The organism is Bacillus sp. ES1-5, from assembly GCF_022487605.1.
Lineage (GTDB): Bacteria > Bacillota > Bacilli > Bacillales > Bacillaceae_G > Bacillus_A > Bacillus_A wiedmannii.
In genome coordinates, this window is sequence record NZ_JAKVPU010000007.1 from 1 (window position 1) to 22,167 (window position 22,167).

The 22,167-nt window shown below is 36.0% G+C and carries 21 protein-coding genes and 1 pseudogene; 7 read left to right on the forward strand and 15 right to left on the reverse strand.

What is annotated here, in order from left to right; translation table 11 throughout:
* The 4 genes and pseudogenes from MKO96_RS20765 to MKO96_RS20780 form a co-directional block, all read right to left on the reverse strand.
* Positions 1-794: SH3 domain-containing protein (locus MKO96_RS20765; protein ID WP_240588499.1), on the reverse strand; the 794-nt coding region annotated here is incomplete at its 3' end.
* Positions 795-1,006: 212 nt separating this feature from the next.
* Positions 1,007-1,498, reverse strand: coding sequence for a nitroreductase (locus MKO96_RS20770; protein ID WP_140386811.1), 492 nt, complete (start codon positions 1,496-1,498; stop codon positions 1,007-1,009).
* A 207-nt stretch (positions 1,499-1,705) separates the two neighbouring features.
* A pseudogene (locus tag MKO96_RS20775) lies at positions 1,706-2,035 on the reverse strand (PAS domain-containing protein); the annotation flags it as partial.
* 314 nt (positions 2,036-2,349) lie between these two features.
* Positions 2,350-3,396 carry a DUF2332 domain-containing protein gene (locus MKO96_RS20780; RefSeq protein WP_240588500.1) on the reverse strand — a complete coding sequence of 349 codons (1,047 nt, stop codon included), beginning with the start codon at positions 3,394-3,396 and terminating at the stop codon, positions 2,350-2,352.
* 381 nt (positions 3,397-3,777) lie between these two features.
* Here MKO96_RS20780 and MKO96_RS20785 point away from each other — a divergent pair, with 381 nt between their 5' ends.
* Positions 3,778-5,280 carry a malate:quinone oxidoreductase gene (locus tag MKO96_RS20785; RefSeq protein WP_240588501.1) on the forward strand — a complete coding sequence of 501 codons (1,503 nt, stop codon included), beginning with the start codon at positions 3,778-3,780 and terminating at the stop codon, positions 5,278-5,280.
* A 45-nt stretch (positions 5,281-5,325) separates the two neighbouring features.
* Here the strand turns inward: MKO96_RS20785 and lsrB are convergent, their stop codons facing one another.
* Genes lsrB through MKO96_RS20805 form a run of 4 tightly spaced genes read right to left on the reverse strand, consistent with a single transcriptional unit; the run spans position 5,326 to position 9,783 of the window.
* Positions 5,326-6,369, reverse strand: coding sequence for an autoinducer 2 ABC transporter substrate-binding protein LsrB (gene lsrB / locus MKO96_RS20790; protein ID WP_240588502.1), 1,044 nt, complete (start codon positions 6,367-6,369; stop codon positions 5,326-5,328).
* A complete protein-coding gene (locus tag MKO96_RS20795; protein WP_240588503.1) occupies positions 6,366-7,355 on the reverse strand; it encodes an ABC transporter permease in 990 nt (329 codons plus the stop codon). The genes lsrB and MKO96_RS20795 overlap by 4 nt, the downstream gene beginning before the upstream one ends.
* The gene (locus tag MKO96_RS20800) at positions 7,352-8,305 is read right to left on the reverse strand and encodes an ABC transporter permease subunit (protein WP_240588504.1); all 954 of its coding nucleotides are present in this window, start codon (positions 8,303-8,305) and stop codon (positions 7,352-7,354) included. Before MKO96_RS20800 ends, MKO96_RS20795 begins: the two co-directional genes overlap by 4 nt.
* Positions 8,302-9,783 (reverse strand): sugar ABC transporter ATP-binding protein, encoded by a 1,482-nt coding sequence (locus MKO96_RS20805; RefSeq protein WP_240588505.1) that lies wholly within the window; start codon positions 9,781-9,783, stop codon positions 8,302-8,304. The genes MKO96_RS20800 and MKO96_RS20805 overlap by 4 nt, the downstream gene beginning before the upstream one ends.
* Before the next feature lie 197 nt (positions 9,784-9,980).
* On the opposite strand from MKO96_RS20805, the gene MKO96_RS20810 reads away from it, so the two are divergent.
* Genes MKO96_RS20810 through lsrF form a run of 4 tightly spaced genes read left to right on the forward strand, consistent with a single transcriptional unit; the run spans position 9,981 to position 13,652 of the window.
* Positions 9,981-10,913 (forward strand): sugar-binding transcriptional regulator, encoded by a 933-nt coding sequence (locus MKO96_RS20810; RefSeq protein WP_240588506.1) that lies wholly within the window; start codon positions 9,981-9,983, stop codon positions 10,911-10,913.
* Positions 10,913-12,475 carry an autoinducer-2 kinase gene (gene lsrK, locus MKO96_RS20815; protein WP_240588507.1) on the forward strand — a complete coding sequence of 521 codons (1,563 nt, stop codon included), beginning with the start codon at positions 10,913-10,915 and terminating at the stop codon, positions 12,473-12,475. Before MKO96_RS20810 ends, lsrK begins: the two co-directional genes overlap by 1 nt.
* A 25-nt stretch (positions 12,476-12,500) precedes the next feature.
* Positions 12,501-12,863: a cupin domain-containing protein gene (locus MKO96_RS20820; RefSeq protein ID WP_000909979.1), complete on the forward strand. Its 363-nt coding sequence runs from the start codon at positions 12,501-12,503 to the stop codon at positions 12,861-12,863.
* Positions 12,864-12,869: 6 nt separating this feature from the next.
* A complete protein-coding gene (gene lsrF, locus MKO96_RS20825; RefSeq protein ID WP_000219781.1) occupies positions 12,870-13,652 on the forward strand; it encodes a 3-hydroxy-5-phosphonooxypentane-2,4-dione thiolase in 783 nt (260 codons plus the stop codon).
* Between the two features lie 117 nt (positions 13,653-13,769).
* Here the strand turns inward: lsrF and MKO96_RS20830 are convergent, their stop codons facing one another.
* Positions 13,770-14,273, reverse strand: coding sequence for a GNAT family N-acetyltransferase (locus MKO96_RS20830; protein ID WP_240588508.1), 504 nt, complete (start codon positions 14,271-14,273; stop codon positions 13,770-13,772).
* Between the two features lie 278 nt (positions 14,274-14,551).
* On the opposite strand from MKO96_RS20830, the gene MKO96_RS20835 reads away from it, so the two are divergent.
* Positions 14,552-15,154, forward strand: coding sequence for a hypothetical protein (locus tag MKO96_RS20835; RefSeq protein WP_240588509.1), 603 nt, complete (start codon positions 14,552-14,554; stop codon positions 15,152-15,154).
* A gap of 152 nt (positions 15,155-15,306) precedes the next feature.
* On the opposite strand, the gene MKO96_RS20840 is transcribed toward MKO96_RS20835, so the two are convergent.
* From MKO96_RS20840 to MKO96_RS20860, 5 genes are all read right to left on the reverse strand, one after another.
* Positions 15,307-15,705 carry a VOC family protein gene (locus MKO96_RS20840; protein WP_240588510.1) on the reverse strand — a complete coding sequence of 133 codons (399 nt, stop codon included), beginning with the start codon at positions 15,703-15,705 and terminating at the stop codon, positions 15,307-15,309.
* A 204-nt stretch (positions 15,706-15,909) separates the two neighbouring features.
* The gene (locus MKO96_RS20845; protein ID WP_240588511.1) at positions 15,910-16,614 is read right to left on the reverse strand and encodes a nucleotidyltransferase domain-containing protein; all 705 of its coding nucleotides are present in this window, start codon (positions 16,612-16,614) and stop codon (positions 15,910-15,912) included.
* A gap of 146 nt (positions 16,615-16,760) precedes the next feature.
* Positions 16,761-17,087: a heme-degrading monooxygenase HmoA gene (hmoA, locus tag MKO96_RS20850; protein WP_000469503.1), complete on the reverse strand. Its 327-nt coding sequence runs from the start codon at positions 17,085-17,087 to the stop codon at positions 16,761-16,763.
* 97 nt (positions 17,088-17,184) lie between these two features.
* Positions 17,185-18,405, reverse strand: coding sequence for an MFS transporter (locus tag MKO96_RS20855; RefSeq protein ID WP_240588512.1), 1,221 nt, complete (start codon positions 18,403-18,405; stop codon positions 17,185-17,187).
* A gap of 51 nt (positions 18,406-18,456) precedes the next feature.
* Positions 18,457-19,500 carry an ArsR/SmtB family transcription factor gene (locus tag MKO96_RS20860; protein ID WP_240588513.1) on the reverse strand — a complete coding sequence of 348 codons (1,044 nt, stop codon included), beginning with the start codon at positions 19,498-19,500 and terminating at the stop codon, positions 18,457-18,459.
* A gap of 164 nt (positions 19,501-19,664) precedes the next feature.
* Here MKO96_RS20860 and MKO96_RS20865 point away from each other — a divergent pair, with 164 nt between their 5' ends.
* A complete protein-coding gene (locus tag MKO96_RS20865) occupies positions 19,665-20,858 on the forward strand; it encodes a NupC/NupG family nucleoside CNT transporter (RefSeq protein ID WP_240588514.1) in 1,194 nt (397 codons plus the stop codon).
* A gap of 50 nt (positions 20,859-20,908) precedes the next feature.
* On the opposite strand, the gene MKO96_RS20870 is transcribed toward MKO96_RS20865, so the two are convergent.
* Entirely contained in the window at positions 20,909-22,156 is a 1,248-nt protein-coding gene (locus tag MKO96_RS20870) for a glutamate-5-semialdehyde dehydrogenase (RefSeq protein WP_240588515.1), read from the reverse strand.
* Positions 22,157-22,167 lie beyond the last annotated feature (11 nt).

Here is a 22,167-nt window from a genome sequence, read left to right on the forward strand (position 1 = left end):
TCTTGAGCTTTTGCTTCTTCTTTAGCCTTTGCTATTTCTTGAGCTTTTGCTTCTTCTTTAGCCTTTGCTATTTCTTGAGCTTTTGCTTCTTCTTTAGCCTTTGCTATTTCTTGGGCTTTCTCTTCTTCTTTAACCTTCGCTTCTTCCCTAGGCTTTACTACTTCTTTTACTTTCACTTCTTCCTTAGGCTTTACTACTTCTTTTACTTTCGCTTCTTCTTTAGCTTTTTCTACTTCTTTTACTTTCACTTCTTCTTTAGGCTTTACTACTTTTTGTGTTTTAGCTTCTTCCTTAGCTTTAACCGTTTTTTGTACTTTCGCTACTTGCTTCGTTTTCTCTTCAGCCTTTTTTTCAACTGGTGCTGTACTTGATAAGAAAGAAACATTCGCATAGGCTGTTTTTCCTTTATACTCAAATTGCAGCCATCCGTCTATTACTTGATGCGTTGATTCAATAACATCATCTTTTTTCAGTCTGCCAAGAATTTCTGATTCTGTATTTGCATCAGAACGGACATTTAACAAATTCGCTGTTACATGATACACATCTTTTGTAAACTCCGAACTAACAAACACTTCTTTACCGTTTAAATCAATTTTTGACCATCCATCTTCGGTATTTATTACTTTTAACTCTTGTCCCTCCTTTACTTTTTCGACAACTTTTGATTCCGTAGTCGGTTTTTCACGTACATTGAGTACATCTGCTGTTACGATCGTTTCTGCGATAGCAGTTGTGGTAAAAGCCCCCAATCCCAAAACAGTTGCTGTTGCTGCGCCAATTACTTTTTTCATATTAGCCTCCATTACGTTTTTTGTATTCTATGAAAAATTTCCATAAAATCAGGAAATTTCACAGTGTATCAAAACATTTGCAACAGTATATTAATACCGTTTAATATACTGTTTTTAAAACTTCCTACTTCAATAGTATCAAATTCTCAATTCTAATTCTATACATTATCAATCTCCTCATCTTTTATAAACTCTTCATACCCTTCTTCATACTAAATAGTTGTCGCAATTCCCGCCAAAAATAAACTTACGATTGCTAAAAATTTTGTTCCGACTATAGCCCCTCTTAAATGAAACTTGTAATCTTTATAACCCTTCATCCCTTCTGTACTAGGAATAACAACAAATCTCGGGGTAATCCAGCAAAAGATTAGCCAATCAATTATAAACAAATCTACTAAATTAAAAATCATTAAAATACCAAAAATATGTAAATAGGCATCAATATATAATAATTTTTCATGTTTATGCAGTATATATGTAGAAACGAAAGGAGTACCGAAAAGAATAGCATTATATATGATATTAAAGTAAATCGTTTGCTTCTTTTCATCAATCGATTTTGGAAAAACTACCTTTTGAATATCTTTCGGATATTCAGTTAACGAAAGACGAGGATTATAATATAAAGATCCTAAAATCATTACGGATAGTACAATAGACATAATGACACCAACGTACATCATTTGCTCAAATGGATTCATATGCTTCATTCACCCTTTTCTGCATTCACTCCATAGTGCACACACTTAATTACACATTGTATGTACGTTACTAACCAAAAATTAATAATTACCTTTAATAATCTTTTATAATTAAAATTATGATTTACGTGTCATTAAACTTTTCTGAAGAACATTAAAAATTAGTTTGGAGGAGTTATTATGAAGAAACTATATTTTAATAAATCTTTTCCCCTTGCTTTCCAGAATGGCAATTGATCCATATTCTGTCTCATTCTGATATACACGGGATTCATTCACAATTAAAACTTGGTTGCCACGCCTACATTCATACCTGTACAAACTACCCTTTTGATTAACTACTAACTTTTTACGATCAGGAATAATCGTTGATATATGCTCACCTATTATTTCATTTTCTTTATTCTGTAGCATGCTACAGAATAGTTTGTTGCTATATGTGATGATTCCATCATGACTTATAACAGCAATTCCGTTATTCATTACCTGAAGAGCCTGACTAGTTACCTGCAAATTCATTCGTTCGTCCATATGCATTTGGAAGCCCCCCTATCCAATTGTGCTCGTTCTCGCATGTATTATATATTCATTTTTAATATTTATTTCCCCTTGGTTTTTCCCTTTGAAGTTATAAATTCTTAAACTAGTAATAAAGCTCATTAACCAGTGGCTTCTTTTGGAAGAAGATTATCTCATGGGCTATTTGCAACATGCAGCAGGGACATGTTTAACACTTACATTGGATACATAAAACAAGTTTAATAAAAATAAAAAACAGTTGACGGATTAACTTCTGTCAACTGTTTTTATTACGAATATTGGTGACGAAATCCATAATTGTTAGGTTTCCTTTAGCATAAAGTTCGGTCTCCAAGCTTCCAACTAAACCATCTCCCATGCCCTTCTGTTTCCCCAACCGTTTCACGATATTCGTTTCCGTTAATATAATAATCAATATGAAGGTCCCGGTCCCACATGTTGTTATAAAGGTGGAATACATCACGTTTTGCACCGATTTCTTGTATTTGTTTTTCTAACTTATGTTTTACTTGTTCTGGTATTTGATTTGCGACGTGTGTATGGAAAATGCAGGTTACAGCATCTTCACTTATTTGTTCAATGATAGATGGTAATAACTCCACACCGTCTCCTTCTATTAATTGGACAGATTCGTTTTTTACTAAAGATGCTGCTTGGTCAAACATTTCAAGTCTTTCTTTATGTTCTGGCCAAATGAGTGCACGTAGCCATAAATAATCTTCCTCATTATGTAAATCATTCATATGTAAATCAAGCCCGATTCTTTCAACAACAGGTGGACTTACTTTTAGAAATTGGGGTACATTCTCCCCTCTTATTTCAGAAGTTACATGTACATTTGAATTTATATTTCCGTATGTTTCATCTGTCCCATACGAATAGCTATATTGATCCCAGAACAGTTGTAATCCAGAACTTGTCCCAATTTCAATTAACGCTAGCGGCTTTTTCACTTTATTAAATATGTAACAGAAACTTGGGTATAAGTACGCACATCGCCTTACTTCATTCGTTTGAACGAGTTTCGTTTGTAATAAAGTAATGATTTCTTCTCGATACTCTTTACAAAAATCTTTAAAGTGATCAAAAGCTTGATCTAAATTTGTATTCGTATTTTCAATTAAACTACTGTAATACGCTTTTAAAGGATGTTCTTTCCCTACTAGTAATAAATAATGTACGGCGCCTAATAATAAGTTTGGAATTGGTTGGCCTACTTGAGCGTAGGAAGATAGTGTAAGTACTTCCTCATCTTCAGCAATTTTTATTGATAAGTATTCATATAAGTCACTTGACCCTTTACATTCCTTTATTGAAAAATTTCGAAATAAGTTTGCGATTTGTTCTTGTGTACGCATTGGTATCTCTCCTTTTCATTTTGCAGAATAATCATACTATTATTAGGGATAAAATTCCATAAAAAGGTATCCTTTCTACCCATTCTACGATACGTAAGCTTTTTCGAGATAATTTCAAACTATAATTTTTTTCTATTTATCACCTTAAAAGAGCTTGTTAAATAAGATTTTTGGCGAATAAAACGTTAAATAGTTTAAAATTATCAGATAACACTAGATATTTTAGTCTATTAATTATTATAATAGAGTATGAGATGGTTATATAATTGAGACAAAAAAGGTATACACCTAGGTGGGGCCTAGGCGGTGTTTTCAATTTACGGCTTAGATATAAAAAAACACCTACTCTTTTTTGCCAATATAGGGGATGGAGAGATTATCATGAGCAACATGCAGCAAAAAACAGACGTTATCTTAATTGGTGCAGGAATTATGAGTGCAACGTTAGGCTCATTACTAAAAGAATTAGCACCTGAATGGGAAATTAAAGTTTTTGAAAAACTCGCAAGTGCCGGGGAAGAAAGCTCTAATGAATGGAATAATGCAGGTACAGGGCATTCTGCGCTATGCGAACTGAACTATACTTCCGAAAAATCTGACGGATCTATAGATATTAGTAAGGCTGTAAAAGTGAATGAGCAATTCCAGCTTTCAAGACAATTTTGGGCATATCTTGTAAAAAGCAAATTAATTCGTAATCCACAAGATTTTATTATGCCTCTACCTCATATGAGTTTAGTACAAGGTGAAAAAAATGTTGAGTTTCTAAAAAACCGTTTTGAAGCGCTTTCAAAAAATCCACTGTTTCAAGGCATGGAATTTTCCGATGCTCCTGAAACATTAAAAAAATGGCTTCCACTCATTATGGATGGTCGTACACCAAACGAACCGATGGCTGCAACGAAAATTGACTCTGGAACAGATGTGAACTTCGGTGCATTAACACGTATGTTGTTTGATTACTTACAAACGAAAAATGTCGAGCTTAACTACAAACATAGTGTCGAAAATATTAAACGTACGAAAAATGGTTTGTGGGAAGTGAAAGTACACGATATGAATAGTGGTAAAATCGAGCATCACACTGCAAAATTCGTCTTTATCGGCGGCGGTGGCGGTAGTCTACCACTACTACAAAAGACTGGTATTCCTGAATCAAAACATATCGGTGGATTCCCTGTAAGCGGACTGTTTATGGTATGTAAAAATCAAAACGTTGTAGAGCAACATCATGCGAAAGTTTACGGTAAAGCTAAAGTTGGCGCTCCGCCAATGTCTGTACCTCACCTTGATACGAGATATATAGACAATAAAAAAGCTTTACTATTTGGACCATTCGCAGGATTCTCACCTAAATTCTTAAAGACTGGCTCAAATCTTGACTTAATTGGTTCTGTAAAACCAAATAACGTCTTAACGATGTTAGCTGCTGGTGTAAAAGAAATGGGACTAACAAAATACTTAATTCAGCAAGTTATGTTATCACATGAAAAACGTATGGAAGAATTACGCGAATTCATTCCGAATGCGAAAAGTGAAGATTGGGATATTGTAGTCGCTGGGCAACGTGTGCAAGTAATTAAAGACACTGATGCTGGCGGTAAAGGTACACTTCAATTCGGTACCGAAGTTGTTAGTGCGGCTGATGGATCAATCGCGGCGTTACTAGGTGCATCACCAGGTGCTTCTACTGCTGTTCACGTCATGCTTGAAGTATTAGAAAAATGTTTCCCAAGCCGCATGGTAGAATGGGAAGGAAAAATAAAAGAGATAATCCCTTCTTACGGCATTTCACTAACTGAAAATCCAAGATTGTTCCAAGATCTTCACACTTCTACTGGTCGTACGCTTGGATTAAATGAAAAAGAAACAGTTCATAATTAATGAAGGAATAAAAAACGTCCGATATATTCGGACGTTTTTTTGTTACTAAAAATTATATTTATCAATATTCTCTTTCGTAAATACAACCCGCTCTGGTAATACGATAATTCCATTTCCTTCTGCTTCATAATCATAACCTTGGATGGAATTTGGCTCTACTTTCACTTTTCCAATTCCTTTTACTTCAAAGCTATCCCCTACTTTTAACTTCTTCCCTTTTACAACGATTTCATTTGCTACATACGTTGCGAGTGCACCTTGTTGTTTTACATCCCATAATCCAAATTGCGCTACTGTTCCTCGTTTTACGTAATCACGCATAACGTTTGGTGTGGAGAACCCTGTTACGACTACTTTTTTATCCATTTTTAAGTTTTCAGCTGCTTGTGCCATCGCTGGTAGTGCCGTTGCATCTGGACATATGACTGCATTAATATCCGGATACGTTTTTAATATATTCTCCCCTACGGATAAAGATTTTTGCGCATTATTTTCACCGTACTGCGTCGTTACAATTTCCCAATTCGGATATTTCTTTTTAATAATTTCTTTCGCTTTCGTTACCCATTGATTTTGATCCGTTACTGTTGGACTAGAATAAAAGAAGGCTACTTTTCCTTTATCTCCAATTTGTTTGGAAGTCATTTCAATTAATAAGTTAGCAAGTTGGTCTGGTGTACCTTGGCTTATATAAAATGAACGGTCTTTCGGATTCACATCAGAGTCCCACGTTAACACCGTCATCCCTTTTTTCTTAGCACGTTGCAGTGATTGTGATAGTCCATCTATTGAAGTAGAAGAGACCATAAGTGCATCATAGTTTTGGTTAATAAAATTGTTTATATATTTCACTTGGCCTGATACGCTTGCTTCAGACGGTCCATCATATTTCACTTGTACGCCTAGTTTATCTCCCATCTCTTTTGCTCCTTCACCGCCCGATGTAAAAAAGCCAACTCCAGTTAATTTCGGAATAAATGCAAATTTCACATCATCTGCCTTCTTCTTATCTGCCATTTGACTAGAGCAAGCAATTAAACCGATTATACAAATGCATACTATTAATAGAATCCCCAGTTTTCTCTTCATGACATTTCCCCCTTATGCAAGTTCTTTCTTTTCCCCAGTGTAAATTGATGTAATTTGAAATGTCTCATAATAACTGAAAGAATAAGAATAATACCAATAACTACGTTAGATTGTTCATTTGTTAAACCCGTCATTTGCAAGCCATACTGCATTAGCCCTATAAAAATACTCGCCAGTACAGTACCGATAATGCTTCCTTTTCCCCCTGTAATAAGTGTCCCGCCTAATACGACTGCAGTAATGATTGATAAAATCGTTTCACTTCCCATATCAGCACGTGCGGAACCGAAATATGCAGTTAAGAAAGCGCCTCCTAATCCACCTCCTAATCCAGAAAGTATGTAAGCGATAATGACTACTTTTTTCGTTTTGATCCCAGTGTATTTTGCTGCATTTTCGTTCGAACCTGTTAATTTTACGTGGCGCCCATATATAGTACGGTGAAATAATATAGTACATAAAACTGTTAATACGATCAGAATCCATAATAAATTCGGTATTCCTATAAAACTACCGTTTGCAAGTTGTACAAATGCGTCAGGTAAACCACTTATCCCTTCATATCCAGAAGCACCTGCCCCTCCTGAAATGACGAGTGCAATTCCGCCGTATAAAAACATCGTTCCGAGTGTAACGACAAGTGGCTCTACGTCTGTCATTTTTATAATGATTCCGTTTAAAGTTCCTGCTAAACAGCTGATTATAAGAGCTAATATGACCGCTAGCAAAATAGGTATTCCATTCATCCAAAGTACACCAATTATAATCGAAGTTAACCCCATAATAGATCCTACAGAAACGTCAATTCCTCCTGTTACAATAACGAAAGTCATTGGTATCGCCGCGATTGCTATAAATAGAAAATCATTTGTACTAAAAAGGAGATTACTAATATTTAAGAAATCACTACTTATAAAACTAAAGAGAATGAATTCTATAAGAAGTAATACAATTAGAACACCTTCCCATCTGTACAAATACTTCATAGATTCATTCTCCTTTCCGCCTTCCACTTTTTCATAACACTATCTAATATAACGATTACTAATAGTAAAAAACCTGAAATAGCATTATTCCAAAACGCAGGTATTTTTAAAAAGACAAGTGAACTACTAATCGCCTCTAAAAATACCGCTCCTAATGCAGCTCCAACTATAGAACCCGTTCCTCCTTTTAAATGAATTCCCCCTAGTACCGCAGCTGCGATAACCTGTAGTTCTATCCCGGTTCCTGTTTGATTTGGAACGAACCCGATATTCAAAACAAATATGCAACCAGCGAGCGCAGCGCTTATACCCGATATAATAAACGCATATATCTTTACTTTATTAACAGGTATACCAATGAGTCTCGCGCCATCTTCATTATCACCTACCGCATAAAAGTATCTTCCGAATGGCACTTTCCTTAAAAAGAAGTATAGTAGTAGTAAAATAATAAGAACAAGCCATACAATTATCGGCAAACCAAGTATGACGATAGATGACAGTTGCTTAAAATCGTTTGGTATATCTTCAATCCACTTTCCGCCTGTGAAAATTAACATCGCACCTCTAATGACCCCTAACATACCTAATGTCATGATAATAGCTGGTACCCGAAACTTTGCAACGCCAATCCCGTTTGCGAACCCGATAATAGCACCAAGTAAAATAGCAGCCGTAATAGACAAAAATGCATTATATCCATCCGATAACAACATCCCGCAAACCGCTGCGCTTAATCCCATAATTGAACCAACTGATACGTCTATATTTTTCGTAAATAAGACGAACGATTGGCCAATTGCTAGCACGACTAAAATAACGCTTGATTTCATTATTAAAGATATCGAGTTAAGCTGAACGAAACTTGGATTTATCATTCCGACAATGGCAATGTAAATTAGTAATAACAGTATGATAGAGGTTTCGTGCATTTTATACATACGTTTCATTCCGTTACACCTCCGTATGCTAGACGTGTAACTTCTTCTACATGTATTTGTTCTTTCTCCAGATGAGAAACAAATTGTCCATTTCGCATTACATATACACGGTTTACTAATTGAACAATTTCTTCAATATCTGAAGAGATTAATAATATTGCGAGTCCTTCCCTTTTCATTTTTTCTATCGTTTCATATACTTCAAGCCTTGCTTTCGCATCAATTCCGCGAGTCGGTTCATCAAGAATAATAATTTTCGGATTACACGTAAGATATTTTGCAAGCACCACTTTTTGCTGATTACCTCCTGATAAAGATGCTAGTACTTCATCCATGCTTCGTGCAACAATTCGAAACTGTTCTATATACGACTTCACTAAAGCGCTTTCTTTTTCTTGGTTAATGAAAAAACGACTATTTTGATGTAAACTTGCTGCAGTCATATTTTCTTTAACCGATGCAATTGAAAAAATACCATTTCTTGCTCTATCCTCTGGCACATAAACTAGTCCTTCGCTTAGTCTTTTATGCAAAGAGTATGAATCAATTGATTTTCCTTCTAATAAAATAGAACCTGATTTTATAGGTTTCAATCCAAATATCGCTTCTGCTAATTCAGTTCTGCCTGATCCAACAATGCCAGCAATACCTACAATCTCACCAGTATGTACAGTGAATGAAATGTTTTCGAATGCGTGACTCGTTACATCAGTTACTTCTAATATTTTTTTCGTTTCTTTTGACTTTCGCGCTATTTCTCTTTTCTCTTCTTGTTTATACCCTTTTGGCAATAATCCCTCCATCAACATGTCATATGTAAAGTCACATACATCCCCTTTGCTTACAATCATTCCATCTCGTAATATCGCCACTTTATTTGCAATTTCAAAGATTTCTGGAAAGCGATGCGTAATATATATCATCCCAATTCCTTTTTCTTGCAAACTTTTCATCAGCACAAAAAGACTCTTCATTTCGTGAGTTGTTAATGTCGATGTTGGCTCATCTAAAATAAGAATCTCGGCTTCTCTTATTAATCCTCTAACAATTTCTACTAATTGTTGCTGCGCAATGGATAGTGATCCTCCCAGTTCTTTAAGGTCAATCCCCCATCCTAAACTGTCAATCAATTGCTTGATTTTTACTTTTAATTCCTTTTTATTTCCTTTTAGTCCGATACATATATTTTCTTCAATGCTCATATGCGGAAAAATGAGTGGTTCTTGTGGTATTAAGTAAATCCCTTCTCGGTGGGCTTCTTTCGGATTTGCAAACTGTTTCCTCATTCCTTTTACATACATTTCTCCACGATCATACGAATATAACCCCGTTAATATTTTCATTAATGTTGATTTTCCAGCACCATTTCCCCCAACTAAAGCGTATATATCACCACGCTCTACTTGTAAGTCCACTTCTTTTAGCACAAGTTGATTTAAAGACGCCTTACTCATTTTCTTTACATGTAATAAAGGTACGTTCTTCACATGATGTCACCTGCCTTTATCCAGAGCATTTTTTGAGAAAATGATTATTTGTTCTACTTGTTTTGTAGCATTGTATATTCCTTTTTTCATATCTAGAACACTTTTTTCACCAGACTAATAATTGTTTCAACTGGAATAAACAAAATATGTGGCACATATGTTTAAGCAGTGGTCAATTGTTGAAAGGGATGAAGAGTATGACACAGCTGAACTTTGAAGAAAATTTATTAACGAAAGTAGCTTGGTACTATTATAAAGATCAATTAACACAGCAGGAGATCGCTTCACTTCTTCATATTTCTAGAAATAAAGTCGTTCGGTTATTAGATAAGGCGCGCAGTGAAGGTATCGTTACATTTCACGTAAAAGGTACTGGTTTGCACTGTTTGAGCATTGAACGTGACCTAATGAAAAATTTCCACTTAAAAGATGCTTTCATTATCCCTACTCCAATAGACAATTATGCCGCTTCTCTCGGAAAAGCTGCTGCACAATATTTAGAAACTCAGCTCCAGCAAGGCGATTTACTCGGTATTGGCTGGGGAGAAACAATTAGCAAAATGCTGGAAAACATTCATTTTGAAACTTCTATTAATCTGTCGATCGTAACGCTAACAGGCGGAGTAAATAACTATCTCCCGAGAAAACAAAACTATTTTCACTACATGCAAGGCGATCTTCACATTATCCCTACGCCGTTTCTAGCCTCTACAACCGAAATGGCACAAAGTATTCTATCAGAACCAAGTGTAAAAGATATGCTTCATGTCGCTTCACTTGCTCATACAGCTGTTGTCGGTATTGGCGGGCTATCTCGAGACGCAACTATTGTAAAAGAAGAAAAATTAACGCTACGTGAAATGACGTATATTCGTAGTCAAAACGGTGCGGGTGATATTTTAGGACAGTTTTATAATACGAATGGGGATTTATTACATCTTCCGCATCACAACCGCCTAATTGGTACGCCACTCTCTATCCTTCGCAAAATGAAGCATGTCGTTGGTGTTGCTGGAGGTACAGAAAAATTAGACGCCATTTATGGAGCTTTAAAGGGGAGATTTATTCATACATTAATTACCGATGAGGAAACTGCCCTCTCCTTATTACGAAAGGATGGTGATTGTTAATGTCTCATTTATTAGCTTTCGATGCTGGTACAGGAAGCATTCGAGCTGTTCTTTTTGATGTACTAGGTAATCAAATTGCAGTCAGTCAAAAAGAATGGGTTCATAAAACGGATCCTCGTTATCCAGGCTCTATGAATTTTGATGTAAAAGAAAACTGGCATCTTGTACAACAATGTACGAAAGAAGTTTTACAAAGAAGTAATGTCTCTCCCTCTTCTATTCAAGCCATTAGCGCTACTAGTATGCGAGAAGGTTTTGTTTTATATGATAAAGATGGGCAAGAAATTTGGGCTTGTGCAAATGTTGATGGGCGCGCATCTGCCGAAGTTAGTGAGCTAAAAGAAATTCGGTCGCATCTTGAAGAAGATTTATATACAAGATCAGGTCAAACTTTTTCATTAGGTGCTTTACCACGCCTACTTTGGATTAAAAAACATGAACCAAACGTCTATAATGCTATTCACTCTTTTACGATGTTAAACGATTGGATTTTATATAAATTAAGTGGCGTGCTGCAAATCGATCCCTCAAACGGATGTACGTCCGGTATCTTTGACTTACAAAATAGAGTATGGGATAACGATATCGCTATAGATTGCGGTCTAACTTTGACATTTTCACCAAAAGTAAATGAAGCTGGTACCGTTATCGGCAATGTTACAAAAGAGTGTGCAGCATTAACTGGATTACGTGAAGGAATTCCTGTCGTTGCCGGAGGCGGAGATGCACAAATGGCCTCACTTGGAACAGGAGTCGTGAAACCTAATCAAACGTTAATATGCGGAGGTAGTTTTTGGCAACAAGAAGTGAATGTTACAGAACCGCTAACAGATCCATATGCTGCGATTCGGGTAAATTGTCACGTAGTTCCGAACCTATGGCAATATGAAACGATTGCATTTTTCCCAGGCCTTGTTATGCGCTGGTTTCGAGACGCTTTTTGCCAAGAGGAAAAGAAACTTGCTGACAAACTCGGTGTAGATGCTTATGAATTATTAGAAGAACAAGCGAAAGACGTGCCTGTTGGTTCACATGGCATTATCCTTACTTTTTCAAACGTTATGAACTACATTTCTTGGCGTCATGCCGCACCTTCTTTTTTAAATTTAAGTTTAGATGCTGACAAATGCGGAAAAAAAGAACTGTTCCGTGCTATTGAAGAAAATGCTGCCTTCGTTACACTTGGTAACTTAAAATTAATAGAAAATCTCACAGGAACATTCCCTTCTGAAGTCATTTTTGCTGGCGGTGCCGCTAAAGGAAAACTATGGCCACAAATTCTATCAGACGTACTCGGTATCCCTGTAAAAGTACCAGTTGTGAAAGAAGCAGCTGCTTTAGGAACTGCGATTGCTGCCGGAGTTGGCGCTGGCATTTATTCATCTATGGCAGAAACTGCCGAACAGTTTGTACAGTGGGAGCACACATTCGAACCAATTACTGAAAATCACGAACTATATAAAGAGTTCTATGAAACATGGAAAACTGTATATGACAGTCAGCTCGCTTTAGCTGATAAAGGACTCACCACACATATGTGGATTGCGCCTGGCGCACTGTAACAGATTACATAAAGGAGTGAAAAGTATGTTAAAAGCGAATGAAAATGATTTCTCCTATCGCTTCGGTGATAACGGGCCGAAATATTTAATACAAGGTCCTAATATTGATTTTGGCCTTGTTGTCATTCAGCCTGGGCAGGAGTTTCAAAATCACTATCATACAACTTGCGAGGAAGTCTTTTATGCATTAGAAGGTGAAATTGATTTCTATGTGAATAACGAAAGAGTCCCGATTAAACAAGGCGATGTATTGCAAGTTCGCCCTCATGAATCTCACTATCTTATTAACCATTCTGACAAACCTTTTAAAGCGGTTTTTATTAAGTCACCACATTTACCAAATAAAGATACGGTACAAACGGAAAATCCAACATTAACGAAGGAGTGATTTCAAATGACTTGGGGATTTAAAAATCGATTAAATACAATTTTACCTGATGGCAGAGCGGTTATGTTAGCGATAGATCACGGCTACTTTTTAGGGCCAATTCACGGGCTAGAACAGCCACTTGAAACGGTTAAAAACTTACTTCCATACACAGATTCCCTCTTTTTAACTCGAGGTGTACTTAGCTCCTGTATTCCTGAAAACTGCAGCACACCGATGGTTATGCGTGTTTCAGGCGGAGCTACTGTCGTCGGTAAAGATTTAGCGAATGAAACAATTGTTACACCTGTTAAAGAAGCAGTAAAACAAAATGCAATTGGTGTCGGTGTTTCTGTTTTCGTCGGATCCGATTATGAAACACAAACAGTTTCAAATCTCGCAAATGTAGTTTCAGAAGCTCACGATTACGGTTTGCCAGTACTCGGCATTACTGCTGTTGCGAAAGAATTGCAAAAACGTGAAGCTCGCTTTTTAGCACTCGCTTCCCGCGTATGCGTTGAAATGGGAGCTGACATTATTAAAACGTATTACTGCGAAGGATTCGAAAAAATTACAAGTACTTGTCCTGCCCCAGTCGTCATCGCTGGTGGACCAAAATTAGATTCAATTGAAGACGCATTGAACATTACGTACAATGCACTGCAAGAAGGTGCGATCGGAGTAGATATGGGCCGAAACATATGGCAATCTGAACATCCTGCTGCTATGATTCAAGCGATTCATGGTATTGTGAAGAATAGATTGAATGTGAAAGAAGCTCTCCAATTATATGAAGATGTAAAAAATTAAGCTAAAATATATACAAACTTAATATTTACTATAAGGAAAAGCCTCTATGTTAGATTATTAAGTAACCTAACATAGGGGCTTTCTTTTACATTTTTTGTTCCGAATTTAGTCAGATTTCTATAGATCGCGTACGTTCCAAACAATCTCACCGCGCTCCCCCCACGTACTGTGATGCCGATGAAACCCTATCTTTTCTAATACCCGGAAAGACGCCGTATTCCAAGCACCTACAGTAGACCAAAGTCTATGGCGACCTGTAGCAATCGCAGCCTCAAGCACTGCTGATGCTGCCTCTGTCGCATAACCATTACGATGAGCGCTTTGGAACAACTCGTATGCAATTTCCGGCTCTTCAAGCGTGGAACGACCGATGATTAAGCCACAGTATCCGATGAAATCCCCTTCTTCTCGCCTACGTATAGTAAGAAGAGAAATACCATTTTCAGCTGCTTTCTTGCGCATTTCGATAAGATGGCTACGAACAGATTCAACGGTTGGCATATCCACACCACGTTCACCAATTAATTTTCTCAGCCAGGATGCATCAGATTCCTCCCACATATTCAGGTCGAGTCGTTCCGTTTTTAACTGGAACGCCATATCTTTAAATACAGCTGTCATAACGGTAACCTCCTATTCATATCACTGTACTACTTATAATAGTTTCGTACTTTACCATATGGGAAACCTGCTTGGTTCTCTAAATTTTCTTGCAACAGCATACATAATTGTTATTTTATACATAAGCAATTCCTTTGCAAAATAGACCTTGTTATCAAACTTCATTTTAAGTCTACAATATTTGATTTATAAATGATTTTAAATTTACACTTAATATTTATATCAAAAAATGTATTGCCTTTTCTTTTTTGTTAAAATAAAGAAAAGGAGGAATGATTATGCAACGAATGAGTTTTGAACGCCCTACTGATTATTACGATGAAAGATTATATACTATCGATGAAAAAATTTGTGCCCTATTAAAAGAACGAAAAGAACTTTCAGGTGGTGATCCAGGTTTTCCACATGATGAAGCTATTTATAAATGGGCAAAGCAATACGGATTTTATCCAGACTATCTAAATTCACTATTCTCTTCCATGATGGACGAAGGTGAATTTAAACCTCGCGTCGAACCTATTACATTCAAAAAGCATATACCTGTTTTTAAAACGTATGAACATAAAGGTATTATGTATACCGTAACTTTTATTCGGCAATATGCAAATGCTAGTGTCGTATATTTATATAGCGATTGGGATTCCTCTGATGAAGTTTTTAATGAAAATAAGCCTCATAGTTTCTTCCAATTATCAATAGATGATACATATGACTGCTGGCCAGAAGGTGGCGGTGGCACTGATGGACATTTTAGTCATCATTTCGTTATATCTCCTTCCCTTCCTGATAATTTGTCTGGGATAAGCTTACGATTCAAAGAACTCAATATGCCGTTTAGGAAGGATCAAGCTGTATTTGAATTTGAAATTCAGATAAATTAATAAAGAAGTTGTCTTACAATTCATATACCTGACTAAAATTCGCTTGTTTTTTATTTTTTATGTCCCTTAAAAATAAATACAATAATCAAGCCCCTTTCCAAACTGGATAAGGGGTTATATTTACATCTTCAAACAATAACTCTTGTTTATTATTATAGAACTTTCTTACCATCTTTATAGTCAAGGCAGGACACTTCAATTAACAATCTGCTAAACATTGTAAAATAAAAACCATAACTACTACCTCTCATAGAATACGGTGCCTTTTCTATTTCAATGCCCCCAGCTACTAAACGATTATATGCTTGATCAACTTCACTTGAAGTATCCACTAAAAAACCAATATGAAAAGCTTCAGGATACATCACTTCCTTATTATTCCCCTTAAATGCTTTGGGGTCGCTTAGCACAAGTATAAATCCACTCTCATCACTCATTACTACTAGTGCCTTTCCCTTTTGCTCCAAAAATTGAAAATCAAAAAATGTTTCAAAGAAATGTCTCGCTTCTGATAAATCATCAACACATAGATTCAAATGATTTAACTTCATTCACTCATCTCCTTTTAAGCACAGGGTATGTAGACTCATTTTCATAATACCTAGATATGTAAGACATAATATTCAAGCGTTCCATCTAAGACTATGCTTTATAGTCTAATACTTTTCTCTATAGCCTAGAACGTTTTTTTAATGAATACAATTACATGAACCATTCGACGTGAAATATTAATGTACCTATATATAATAGCCAAATTATTTACTTTTCAAATTGTGTAAAATCCACTCAATCAAGAAGATTGCTGAAGAGATACGCTCTGTCGTATCCCCTAAAAATAATTTATGAAGCAATGCCTCCAATTGAATTGGTTTATTAGGCAACGCTTGAATATACCTTAAAACAGATCCCGCTGGCGGTGTAGGTTTGTTATTAATAGCCCATATCCCTTCTAACAATGTCCACGTTGACGTATGAACGATGTATGAAGCTTTTAACTCATCATTTGTTTTCAAAGCAGACTGAATTTTAATAAGCGAACTATGCAACCAATGAGAAATACCTTTCACTTTGTCACTAGAAACACGATAGTTTTCAAATTCATATGTAGCTATCTCCTTTAACCTTTTCAACTCGCCGCTTTTATCAAATAAAATTTCCCCTTCTAAAAATGAGTATAGTTCCATCGGATTGTTTTTAAAGTTTACTAGTATTTGATTAACATCTGCATACTTATATTCAACTAAAATATCTTCTCTCGTTTCGGAATGAAATTTTTTCTTTTGTCCTTCTTCTAAAAGAATATAGAAATCTAAATCCGAATCAGGATATGCATCACCTCTTGCGACAGATCCGATAAGCATACATCCAGTTACCTTATCTATTGATAAGATTTCAGCTACTATTGTTTGCACTAATTTTTTATGTTGTTCATGTTTAATAGCTATTTGTGCTTCTAACATTTGTAACCTCCAAACATTTTTTTAATTCATTTACCTCCATTTATAACGAAACAATTAATCATATATCACATCCATATTTTACTATAAATCAAAAAAGAGGATAGTTGTTTATTAATAAACAACTATCCTCTACCTTTACATATATATTACGACTGCTGATAAGCCGCTTTCGATGATTTTACATAATAAACTGCGTGATCAACGTTAATGATATGATCTGGTTTTGGTTTACCACGACTCGCTCTATGTCCTGCTAAATGTTCTTCACTTGTTTCCCAGTTTTTCCATGCTTCTTCAGATTCCCAGCGAATCATAACGACAACTTCTTCATCGCCGCGTCTTACTTTTTTCACAAGAACACTTAAGTCAATGAAACCTTCAAATTTTTCAATAATACCTTCTCCAGTGAAACGTTCTACAACTATATTTGATGTACCTTCTTTTACTGTAAATGTTTTCGTTTCGATAAACATATAATCCCACTCCCTCTTTGTAATACGAATACTACTATTCTTCTATTATAGTTGATTATGATAATTATTTTCAATTAAAAAGTTATAATTATTTGAATTATGCTGATTTCTCTTCTATCGCCTCATCTAAAAATTTGAAATACGGAAGTAATATTCCTATTAAAGAAGTGGTACATATAATCGCACCGATGATAAAGTATAGTGCTCTCACTCCCCACATTTCACTCAGTATGCCTCCTAATAACACACCTAACGGCATAGCGGATCGTATGAAAAATAACCGCACTGAAAATACTTGCCCTATCATATTGTTTGGTACTGTTTGTTGGCATATTGTCGTGTTATGAACATTGAAAAAGGCAATGCAAATGCCTGCAACTACTTCAATGAACACCGCAATTACTATACTGTGATTGAACCCTAGAGAAATATATGTTAGTCCTCCTATAAACAATCCCCCAAGCATAAGTATACGTCGGCTTTTATACGTTACTTTTCCGACTAGTATAGATCCAACTACATAACCAAGTGGGAAACCAGCCATAAAATAACCAAACTCCGCATACCCCGCTGAAAGCTCATCTTTTATATAAGGTAGATTTGTAACCAACGTTACCCCAACCCCAAATTGCACGAAAGTAAGAAATATACCGAGCCAAACAATCACTGGTTTTGTGAAAAAATATGTAAATCCGCGAAGAAACTGTTCTAGCCACGTTTTCCGAATAGGTTGTTTTGTTCTCTTTTCTTTTATATTAAGTAATAACGCACCACTAACAAATAGACAAATACATACGAAAGATAATGTAAGTTCTGTTCCAATCAAATGAATGACTACTCCGGCTAATGCGGGCCCAAGAAACATCATAAGACGAGCCATCCCATCAATATACGCATTTGCGTCTTGAAGCTGTTCTTTACTTACAATGCTCGGTGTAATTGCTTGACTTGCAGGTGTATACAGCGGCGTAATAAGCCCGATTATTATTTGTACGACATACACATGCCAAACTTCTATACTGTTAGTAAGTAACATGACTAACGGTAGTAAGAAAACCGAAGCTCGCACCCATTGCGAAAAAATCATAATCCACTTCCGGCTCCATTTATCAATAAATGGACCACTTATAAGTTGCAGTATGAGCGATGGGATAAAGTATAGTAACCACATACTACTTAACGCTGTTTTTGATCCTGTTAATTCGTAAACAAGAATCGAATTACATAACGTTCCGAAAGCCCCGCCTAACTCTGAAATTGCACTGCCAATCCACATATAAAAGAACGAACGGTTTTTCAATACATTTTTCAATTCCATACACCAACTTTTCTACTAAATTCCTCCCTCTATGTGCATTCTAGTTGCATATTATCTATTTAAAAACGCATCTAATTCTTTCGCTAACGACTGTACTGCTTTCTTTCTCAATACATATTTCCCGTCATGTATATCAACTAACTTCGCTGCACGTAACAATTTCAAATGGTGGTGTACTGTCGACTTACCGAGTTGCAGTCTCTCTGTAATTTCCTGCAATGTTCGTTCTTTTTCAAACAACATTTTTACAATGCGTAACCTCGCTTCATCCCCAAGCGCTTTATGTTTTTGAACTAAAAAATAATTCGGTTCATACAGATCTTCAGGATGAATGCTTTCGTTTGCGACTGGGTAATGAAATACTTTCGTATCTTCAATATCCGCCTCAATATTCCACGGTCTGTATGTCATTTGCGGGATAAGAAGTACGTAATGAACACTTGGCTCTGGCATATAATTCACGCCGCCAGTCGCCCACTCGACAAACTCTTCTGGTTTCACCTTTTTATTCATTTCATTTTTCGCTTCATAATCTCGTTTTAATATAGATAGTATTTGCTCTTCCTCTTTCTGAATAACACTCTCATACCAACCTGTCATAACAGCGATTAAGTGGGATTTCAGCTCTTGTACATGAACATCACATATAAAACGAATATACGTGGAGAAAAACTGATGATCACGTGTCAGTTCCATTAGTTCATGTATTGCCGTTACGTCTCCACTTGCTGCTAAATGTCTTTTCTCTTCATACTTTTCGCCTAAAAACGGTAAACACATATACTTCAAATCTTCTTCTGAAAGCGAATCGATTTTAGCATGAAACTGTGATAAATCCTGAAACTCTCCCTCATACAATAACTGCAGCAACGCTTTCCACGTATTATGTTCTTCTACAAACTGTAAGTGCTCTCTCATTTCTTCTGTAAATGATTCCTTAATCTTTTCCCATTCATTTTGACTCTTTTCAAGAGTATCGATTAACCTTTTATGAGTAATTGCCGCAATGCCTAGTGCACATTCGAAAAGTATCGAATACTTTACTTGAACGTTATAAGTTTCCCTCTTTCTACTCGTTATGTGATAAACCTCCATTTTTATCCCCTCCTTGTTTGCTATATATCCAATTCTATTTTTATCGAATTTATCCTTCTATATTTTTAGAATTTATAAAATATGAGTTGAAATACATTCATTCTAAATTAAGAAGAATAGGAGCTTTTTTATATACAAATAATAACTCTCAAGGAGTTGTTGAGATGCATTTCATATTGAATATGTTAGGGATTTTCATTGTTATCTTATTCGTTTTCCTATGTTCGCCTAATAAAAAACAAATCAAATGGAGACCCATCGCTATTCTAATCATATTGGAGCTCTTTATTACATGGTTTATGTTAGGTACGAAGCTCGGCAGTATTATCATTAATAAAATTGCGTCATTTTTCAGTTGGCTACTATCGTGTGCGAATGAAGGTATTCGGTTTGCCTTTCCTTCCGCTATGGACAGTCCACACATTGATTTCTTCTTTAGTGCATTACTTCCTATCATTTTCGTTATCACTTTTTTCGATATTCTTTCGTACTTTGGGATCTTAACTTGGATTATTGATAAAGTAGGTGCAGTTATTTCAAAGATTTCTCGTTTACCAAAGTTAGAAAGTTTCTTTTCGATTCAAATGATGTTTTTAGGAAACACCGAAGCACTTGCGGTTGTTCGTGATCAGTTATCCGTTTTAAAAGAAAATCGTTTGCTGACTTTTGGAATTATGAGTATGAGTAGCGTTAGCGGATCCATTCTTGGCGCCTATTTATCAATGGTTCCAGCAACATATATTTTCAGCGCAATCCCTTTAAACTGTATTAACGCATTAATTTTAGCCAATGTATTAAATCCTGTGGAAGTTATGAAAGAAGAAGATGTCGTATATACACCTTCAAAAGATGAAAAAAAAGATTTCTTTTCTACAATTTCAAACAGTATGTTAGTTGGGATGAATATGGTTATCGTTATTTTAGCTATGGTAATTGGTTATGTAGCATTAACTGCATGTTTAAATGGAATTTTAGGCTTTTTCGTCACAGGTTTAACAATTCAAAAAATCTTCTCCATTATCTTTAGTCCCTTTGCTTTCTTACTCGGTTTATCGGGCAGTGATGCGATGTATGTAGCTGAATTAATGGGGATCAAAATAACGACAAATGAATTTGTTGCAATGATGGATTTAAAATCGAACCTAAAGTCGTTACAACCCCATACGATTGCAGTTGCAACTACATTTCTAGCTTCTTTTGCTAACTTTAGTACAGTAGGTATGATTTACGGAACTTACAATTCATTATTTGGTGGAGAAAAATCAGCCATAATCGGTAAAAATGTTTGGAAGCTTCTTGTTAGCGGGATGGCAGTTTCCTTATTAAGCGCTATGCTTGTTGGGCTATTTGTATGGTAAATAAATAATCTTTAAAACAAAAGACACCCAATCGAATTGAGTGTCTTTTGTTAGTTTCGAATCTGACCATTTCCACGAATCACATATTTTGTAGAAGTCAATGCAGGAAGTCCCATCGGCCCCCTTACATGTAACTTTTGTGTACTGATGCCAATTTCTGCTCCAAATCCGAATTCAGATCCATCAGTAAAACGAGTGGATGCATTATGATAAAGTGCCGCCGCATCAACAGATGTGAAGAACTTATTGACATTTTCCTCATCCTCTGTAATAATCGCTTCGGAATGCATAGATCCATACGTATTTATGTGATAAATCGCTTCTTCTATAGAAGAAACTACTTTCACTGCCAGTGTGAGAGATAAAAATTCTGTACCCCAGTCTTCTTCTGAAGCAAGTACAATTGAAGAATCAATTGCCAATGCTCTATGATCACCACGTAGTTCCACGCCTCTTTCCTTTAAAGCAGAAAACAGCTCTTTACCATATTGTTGCACCCACTCCTCATGAAGTACAATCGTTTCAATTGCATTACATACAGATGGACGCTGCGTTTTTGCATTAATAATAATATCAATTGCCATTTGTTTATTCGCTGTTTCATCAATGAAAATATGACAATTTCCTGCACCTGTTTCAAGTACCGGAACAGACGCTTCTCTTACTACAGTATCAATTAATTGTTTGCCACCTCTTGGGATTAGTACATCTAAGTACCCATTCAATGTAAACAACTGCTTTGCACTATCTCGCGTTGTATCTTCTATAAGCTGTACACTTTCTGGAGGCAAGCTTGTTTGTTTGAGCGCTCGGTGAATAACGGCAACGATGGCTTTGTTAGAATTGATAGCAGAAGAACTACCTCGTAATATAACTGCGTTTCCTGTTTTCAAACAAATTGTAGCAGCATCTACCGTTACATTCGGCCTTGCCTCGTAAATCATGCCAACAACACCAAGTGGTACACGCATCTCCTGGATAGACAGTCCGTTTGGTCGTTCCCATTCACTTACACATTCTCCAATAGGATCGCGTAATTCAATTAACTGCTTAATCCCCTCTGTCATATCAATAATACGCTGCTCAGTCAACATAAGACGATCAAGAAGAGAATCGGAAAATCCTTTCGCCTTACCTTCTTCAATATCCCGTTTGTTTTCCTTTAAAATATAAGCTGTTTCTACTATTAGCCTTTCAGCAATTGCAACAAGTGCTTCGTTTTTTTGATCGGTTGATTTAAGCACAAGATCCCTAGCAATTTCTTTCGCTTTTTTTCCCTTTGCCAACACTTCATTCATTTTTATTTCCT

Bases quoted from the DNA above. Each gene is read 5' to 3' on its own strand.
- MKO96_RS20770 (WP_140386811.1), bottom strand. From the start codon at position 1,498: ATGAATCCATTTGAGCAAATGATGTACGTTGGTGTCATTATGTCTATT.
- MKO96_RS20780 (WP_240588500.1), bottom strand. From the start codon at position 3,396: ATGCGTACACAAGAACAAATCGCAAACTTATTTCGAAATTTTTCAATA.
- MKO96_RS20785 (WP_240588501.1), top strand. From the start codon at position 3,778: ATGAGCAACATGCAGCAAAAAACAGACGTTATCTTAATTGGTGCAGGA.
- lsrB (WP_240588502.1), bottom strand. From the start codon at position 6,369: ATGAAGAGAAAACTGGGGATTCTATTAATAGTATGCATTTGTATAATC.
- MKO96_RS20795 (WP_240588503.1), bottom strand. From the start codon at position 7,355: ATGAAGTATTTGTACAGATGGGAAGGTGTTCTAATTGTATTACTTCTT.
- MKO96_RS20800 (WP_240588504.1), bottom strand. From the start codon at position 8,305: ATGAAACGTATGTATAAAATGCACGAAACCTCTATCATACTGTTATTA.
- MKO96_RS20810 (WP_240588506.1), top strand. From the start codon at position 9,981: ATGACACAGCTGAACTTTGAAGAAAATTTATTAACGAAAGTAGCTTGG.
- lsrK (WP_240588507.1), top strand. From the start codon at position 10,913: ATGTCTCATTTATTAGCTTTCGATGCTGGTACAGGAAGCATTCGAGCT.
- MKO96_RS20820 (WP_000909979.1), top strand. From the start codon at position 12,501: ATGTTAAAAGCGAATGAAAATGATTTCTCCTATCGCTTCGGTGATAAC.
- lsrF (WP_000219781.1), top strand. From the start codon at position 12,870: ATGACTTGGGGATTTAAAAATCGATTAAATACAATTTTACCTGATGGC.
- MKO96_RS20830 (WP_240588508.1), bottom strand. From the start codon at position 14,273: ATGACAGCTGTATTTAAAGATATGGCGTTCCAGTTAAAAACGGAACGA.
- MKO96_RS20835 (WP_240588509.1), top strand. From the start codon at position 14,552: ATGCAACGAATGAGTTTTGAACGCCCTACTGATTATTACGATGAAAGA.
- MKO96_RS20840 (WP_240588510.1), bottom strand. From the start codon at position 15,705: ATGAAGTTAAATCATTTGAATCTATGTGTTGATGATTTATCAGAAGCG.
- MKO96_RS20845 (WP_240588511.1), bottom strand. From the start codon at position 16,614: ATGTTAGAAGCACAAATAGCTATTAAACATGAACAACATAAAAAATTA.
- hmoA (WP_000469503.1), bottom strand. From the start codon at position 17,087: ATGTTTATCGAAACGAAAACATTTACAGTAAAAGAAGGTACATCAAAT.
- MKO96_RS20855 (WP_240588512.1), bottom strand. From the start codon at position 18,405: ATGGAATTGAAAAATGTATTGAAAAACCGTTCGTTCTTTTATATGTGG.
- MKO96_RS20860 (WP_240588513.1), bottom strand. From the start codon at position 19,500: ATGGAGGTTTATCACATAACGAGTAGAAAGAGGGAAACTTATAACGTT.
- MKO96_RS20865 (WP_240588514.1), top strand. From the start codon at position 19,665: ATGCATTTCATATTGAATATGTTAGGGATTTTCATTGTTATCTTATTC.
- MKO96_RS20870 (WP_240588515.1), bottom strand. From the start codon at position 22,156: ATGAATGAAGTGTTGGCAAAGGGAAAAAAAGCGAAAGAAATTGCTAGG.